Annotated in this window: 2 protein-coding genes and 1 pseudogene; all 3 read right to left on the bottom strand. The window is 77.1% G+C overall.

The window, feature by feature from the left end; all coding sequences use genetic code 11:
* Positions 1-153: 153 nt before the first annotated feature.
* Positions 154-471: pseudogene (locus tag ACWENR_RS29130) on the bottom strand (DUF5682 family protein); the annotation flags it as partial.
* Positions 468-1,658 (bottom strand): ATP-binding protein, encoded by a 1,191-nt coding sequence (locus ACWENR_RS29125; protein WP_452280156.1) that lies wholly within the window; start codon positions 1,656-1,658, stop codon positions 468-470. The gene ACWENR_RS29125 and the pseudogene ACWENR_RS29130, both read right to left, overlap by 4 nt.
* A gap of 118 nt (positions 1,659-1,776) precedes the next feature.
* Positions 1,777-5,661 carry a hypothetical protein gene (locus ACWENR_RS29120; protein ID WP_452280155.1) on the bottom strand — a complete coding sequence of 1,295 codons (3,885 nt, stop codon included), beginning with the start codon at positions 5,659-5,661 and terminating at the stop codon, positions 1,777-1,779.
* Positions 5,662-5,857: the final 196 nt, after the last annotated feature.

The raw sequence follows: 5,857 nt of genomic DNA, 5'->3' as shown, positions 1-5,857 counted from the left end.
GCGGGCGTTCCACGCGGCCGGATGGCGGCCGGTGGACCTGCAGCGGGTCACCGGATACAGCCGGGAGACGATCCGCCAGGCGCTACGACCGGAAGCCACCTCGACGCCGCGCTGCCGGGCCCAGCGGATCGCGGCCAGTTCCGGCGAGAAGTCGGCGAACGGGTAGAAGCCCATCTGCCCGTCGGTGCCGTGGCTGCCGACCAGGGCCAGCGGGGCCCGGGCGGCCGGGTCGGACAGGTGCGGCAGCCAGCGCTGGAAGTCGGCCGGCAGCTCGACGCAGACCACCTCGGCCCCGGCGGCGTCCAGCAGCGCCGGAACGACCGCCGCCAGCGCCGGGCTGTGGTGCCGCACCCCGATCAGGTACGGCCGGGCCGAACCGGCGAGCGCGTCGACCACGGCTCGCGGATCGGCCGTCGTCGGATCGACCGCCGGCGGGGCCGCACCGGGCAACGTGCTGGCAGGGGCCGTCATCGCAGGCTCTCCCGCAGGTCCCAGAGTCGCCGCCACATCGCCGAGCCGTCCTCGGCCCGGCGGCGGACCGGGCCGTCCCAGTAGCCGAGCAGGCGGGCGTGGTCGTTCTGGTCGTCCTTGCGGACCACGCCGAGCAGGTGCCCGGGCACCAGGTCGAGCGCGTCCCCGCCGGGCAGGTACGCGGCGGCCAGGCCGAGCGACACCGCCACCTGCACCGCCTCGGCGGTGGACATCACGGTGCCGGGCCGTTCCACGTCCCAGCCCTCGCCCGACCGGCCGGAGCGCAGGTCACGGAACACGGTGACCAGGGCGTCCAGCACCGCGTCGTCGACCGTGTACGCCGCGCCGGCGCGCTGCACGGCGGCGGTGGCCTGCCGGCGGACCAGGTCGGTCTCGGTCTCGACGTCCGCGATCGGGTGGATCGTCTCGAAGTTGAACCGGCGCTTGAGGGCCGACGACATCTCCGACACGCCCCGGTCGCGCAGGTTGGCGGTGGCGATCACGGTGAAGCCGGGCACGGCGCGGATCAGGCCGTCCTCGGTGCCCGACAGCTCCGGCACGTTCATCCGCCGATCGGACAGGATGGACACCAGCGCGTCCTGCACCTCGGGCAGGCAGCGGGTGACCTCCTCGATCCGGACCACCCGGCCGGTGCGCATCGCCGTCAGCACCGGCGAGTCGACCAGCGCCTGCGGGGTCGGGCCCTGGGCGAGCAGCAGGGCGTAGTTCCAGCCGTACCGGAACGCGTCCTCGGTGGTGCCGGCGGTGCCCTGCACGGTCAGGGCGCTGGTGCCGCAGACCGCGGCGGCCAGCAGCTCGGAGAGCATGGACTTGGCGGTACCGGGCTCGCCGACCAGCAGCAGGCCCCGCTCGCCGGCCAGGGTGACCACGCACCGCTCGACCAGGCTCCGCTCGCCGACGAACTTCGCCGGGATGGTCATGCTGGCCGGCAGCTCGGCGCCGTCGGGCCCGGTGCGCCGCCCGGCGGGCAGCTTCAACGCCTCGCCGTCGCTGCCCTGGACGAAGGTGACCACGGCGCGCGGGGTCAGCGCCCAGCCGGGCGGCCTGGCCCCGTCGTCGTACGCGGCCAGGAAGGCCAGCTCGTCGGCGTACCGCTGCTCGGCGGAGAGGACCTGGGCGGCGGTCTCGGGCGCCACGGTGGGGCGGACGTCTTCCGTCACGGTCACGGGGGTTCCTCGATCTCTCTGGTGCGAAGGGGTGTGGGGAACGGGGCCGGGGGCGCGGTGGCGCCCCACGGCCGTAACGCTCGTGGCGGCGCCAGCGCCGCCGGTCAGGGGTTCGGGGTCAGCGGCGGGCGCCACGGGTGGGCGGGCCGTGCAACCGGGGCCGGTCGCCGTCGCGCAGGCGTTGCCGGGCCCGCCGGTAGAGCTCGGCGACCGGCTCGAACGGCACGGTCACGCCGAGCCCGGCCGTGCCGTCGGGCGCGAGGTCGAACAGCGGCACCTTCCAGCCCTCGATCGGCGCCTGCCCGCCGCCGCGCTCCAGCCACGCGCCGGGCAGGAACAGCGACCGCCCGGCCCGGGACCGGCTGGCCTCGACCACCAGGTCGGTGCCGGCAAGCTCGGCGCGGGCCGCCTTGAGCCGGGCCGGCCGCCAGCCGGTCCACTTCGCCGTGTCGCGGTCGGTCGGGTCCGGCATGACCAGCAGCATCAGGTACACCGCCGCCGCGTCGGCGCTCAGGCCGTGTTCGTCGGCGACCTCGGCGACCAGGTCGGGCACCGACCGGCTCGGATCCTGCGGCCACCAGGTCCCGTCCGCGGCCGGGGCGTCGCCGGGCGGCTGCCCCGGATCGCCGAGCAGCGCCGCGAAGCGCGGGTCACGGGCCAGGCGCAGCGCCACCTCCGTCGGGTACGGCTTGGCGGCGTCCGGCCGCAGCGCCGGCAGGTACGGGTCCGTCCCGTCGGCGTCGAGCAGGTGCGGCCGCAGCGCCGGCGAGGGCTGGCTGTCGTGGGTGGAGAGCACGATCGCGCCGTACCGCTCCCAGCCCGGGCCGGTCTCCGACGGGTTGCCGGCCACCTGGCGGAACTCGGGCAGGGAGACGTACCGGTCGAGGTCGAGCAGCAGCTCCGGGTTGGCCAGCCGGTCCCGGACCGCGGCCAGCGCGGCCGGCAGCGCGGCCCGGCACGGGTCGCCGGCCGGCGTGTGGTGGGCGACCCAGGCCGCGAGGGCGACCGTGGAGCGCAGCACCACGCCGGTGAAGCCCTGGGCGCGGTCGTCGACCGGCCGGGCCCGGTCGCCCCGGACCGCGAAGGCCAGGTCGGTGCTCAGCTCGGCCGACCGGGCCGGGGCGAGCAGCGCCGGCAACGCCTTCGCCGGCTCCCAGCCGGTGCGCACCGAACGCACCGCGTCGGCGAGCAACTGCTCGGGCACCGCCACGCGCCGCCCCACCGCCGCGTTCCAGGCCGCCGCGGCGGCCGACACGTCCGGACCGTCGGTCCACAGCCGGGCCGGGTCGTCGGGCAGCAGCGCCGAGAGCACGTCCCGCCGCACCGGCGGGCGGGCCTCGTTGAGCATCCCGAAGGCCAGCCTGACCTCGCCGACCTGCCTGATCCCGAGGGCCTTGCGCAGCTCGGCCGGCACGGTGTTCGCCGAGTCGGCGTACGGCAGGCCGGCCAGCAGCAGCTTCGCGGCGGTGGGGGTGACGCCGGTCAGCTCGGCGAACCGCTCGGCCGCCTCCGGCCGCCAGGGCAGTGGGCCGCGCGCGGCCCACTCGGTGCGGAACCGGGCCAGCCAGCCGGCGGGGCGCTCGTCACCGACGGGGGCCGACGACTCCACCGTGTACGGCTCGGGCACGGCGAACGCGCCGGCCGGGTCGTGGTAGAGCGCCTCGAAGAAGTAGCCGGTGTGCGAGCCGCTGTAGCTGAGGACGGCGATGAACGCGCCGCCGGGCAGCGGCAGGAGGCCCGGCCGGGGGGACCGTCGGGTGCCGTCGGGTTTCCGGAGTTCGTCGTGGAGCAGGTGCAGCCTGAACCGGCGCCACCGGGCCGGCTCGGCCGCCTCGCCCAGGTGCAGCCGGTCCAGCTCGGCGAGCAGGTCGCGCAGCGTCTCCCGGTCCTCGTCGGGGGTGGTCGCCGCGACGGCCCGGTAGGCGACGGCCGCCACGCCGCCGAGCAGGGACCACCAGTCCGGCCCCAACGGCAGCGACGGCCCGTCGACGTGCAGCCGCACACCCGGGCCGCTGCCGTCGGCGACCGGCTGCTGGGCGGCGAACGCCTGGAACTGGGTGAAGACGTGGTGCGAGCCGCGCCCCCAACGCAGCGATCCGCGCAGGCCGTCCAGCGCCGTGGCGAGTTGCTCGTCGCTGGGCCCGGTCACGACGACCGCCGGCGCCACCGGCTTCGGGGCGGACAGGGACTTGGTGATCCGCTCGGTGGCCGCGTCCAGGTCGGTGCGCACCCGGGCGGCCAGCCGCAGGGCCCCGGCCACCGCGGCCAGCACCGCGTCGTGGCTGATCGCCGGCAACGTCGCGCGGACCAGCTCGAGCAGCGCGTTCCGGTCGTCCTCGTCGGTGGTGGCGGGACCGGGGCCGGAGGTGCCGGCCAGGGACGCCGGGACGGCGACGGGAAGGCCCGTGACGGCCTGCGTGGCCGCGGTCAGCCCGGACCGGGTCGCGGCCCGGGCGGCCTCCTCGGCCAGGGCGGCGCGGCGCTGGTCGACGGCGAACTTGAGCAGCGCGGCCACGGTCTCCCGGTCGATCCGGCGCAGGGCGGCGGAGCCGGCCGGGTCCCGGGGGACCAGGTGGCCGAGGAACTTCTGGTCCGGCAGCGGGTGCCGGCGCCGGTGGTAGTCCCGGCTGTGGGGCGGCCCGGGGACGGCCGAGACCGTCCCGTCCGGGTCGACCAGGACGAGGCCCCTGAGGACGGCGCGGGGCCGGTCGTCGCCGGGCAGCACCAGCGCCGCGACCGGCTCCTGCCCGGCGGCCACGGTGACGGTGCGGCCGGCCAGGTCCTCGCCGCGTACGGAGCCGTCCGGCAGGGTGACCACCCGCCAGCCGAGCAGGCCGTCCACCGGTACGGCGGCCGGGGTGGCCCGGTCGGACAGGGCCGGCCGCAGCCAGCTGGCCGGCTCCCGGAGACGGCCCCCGTCGACCGGGGCGTCGGCCAGGAACCGGGGCAGGCTGCGCCGGCCGTGGGTGTCGCTCGCCGGGTCGTACTCGTGCCAGCCGAAGCCGCGGTCGTCCTCGCCGTGCCGGTAGACCCAGTAGGAGGTGCCGTCGGTGATGACCCGCAGCTCGTCGGGGACGGCGGTGTCACCGACGTGCAGCACGCCACCACCGGTCGTCCGCCCGCCGCCGGCCAGCGGCAGGGTGACCTCCTTGCCGCGCTGCTCGCTGCCACGCCGGCCGCGCATCGGCTGCGGCTCCCCCGGCGACGAGTGCCAGTAGCCGCGCAGGTCGTAGCCGAGCGCCTGGGAACGCCAGTAGACCAGCAGCTGGCCGTCGACGTAGTGGTAGCCGGGCTGGCCGTACATGTCGCCGGCCGGGATGCGCAGGTCGTGGCGGAGCACGATGCCCTCGGCGCCGACGACGCGCACCGTGGTCGGCCCGCCCAGGATCACGTACGGCCAGGCCTCCGCCTGGACGACCTCGACCCGGGGGTCCCCGGCGGTCACCTCCTGCCAGGCCTGCTCCCAGTCCGGCCAGCCCAGCTCGTCGAGGAGCCCGCCGCGCAGGCTGCGGGCGACGCGCTCGGCGAGGTCGCCGCCGAGGCCCTGCCCGAGGTCGCCGCCCGGCTCGTCGGCGCCGGGCAGGGCGAGCACGTCGGGCACCAGGCGCAGCGCCTCGATCGGGAGCCTGCCCAACCAGTCCACCGCCTCCGGCAGGTAGGGCAGGCCGGCGGCGAAGCGGTCGCGCAGCCGCGCCCGCAGCCAGTCGGTGAGCAGCGGGCGGACGCCGGGCGTCTCCGCCATCCGGCGCAGGGCGGAGACGTTGTCGTTGAGCTGGTCGAGGCCCCGGCGCAGGGCCGCGGTGAACCGGTCGTCGCCGGCGACGGCGAGCAGGTCCCGCTCTCCCCCGGCCCCGGCCCACCGGGCCAGGTCGAGGGTCTCGCGCTCCTTCGGCGGGGTCACCGGCACGTCGAGGGCGAGCAGCAGGTCGAGCAGGTCGAGATCCGCGTGGACGGTGAGGGTTTCGCCGCTGTCGGTCAGCTCGGCGCGCAGCCGGTCGGCCATCCGCTGGACGAGCGAGTACAGCTCCGGCAGCTGGCGGCGGTGGTAGCCGGAGCCGGCCCGGCTCAGGAAGCGGCGCAGCCAGCCGACGGCGCCGTCCTGCGTACTGGGGGCACGAGGCGTCGCTGGTCCCCGTCGGGCTGCACCCGGCGCTGCGCTGGCGGATGGCGCGGTCCCGCTCGGATTCCTGGGGCGGGAT

The sequence above is a fragment of the Micromonospora sp. NPDC004336 genome (genome assembly GCF_053602615.1).
The sequence above is the reverse complement of the archived record's forward strand: the minus strand, read 5'-3'. Positions and strand labels throughout refer to the sequence as shown.

Bases quoted from the DNA above. Each gene is read 5' to 3' on its own strand.
- ACWENR_RS29120 (WP_452280155.1), bottom strand. From the start codon at position 5,661: ATGGCCGACCGGCTGCGCGCCGAGCTGACCGACAGCGGCGAAACCCTC.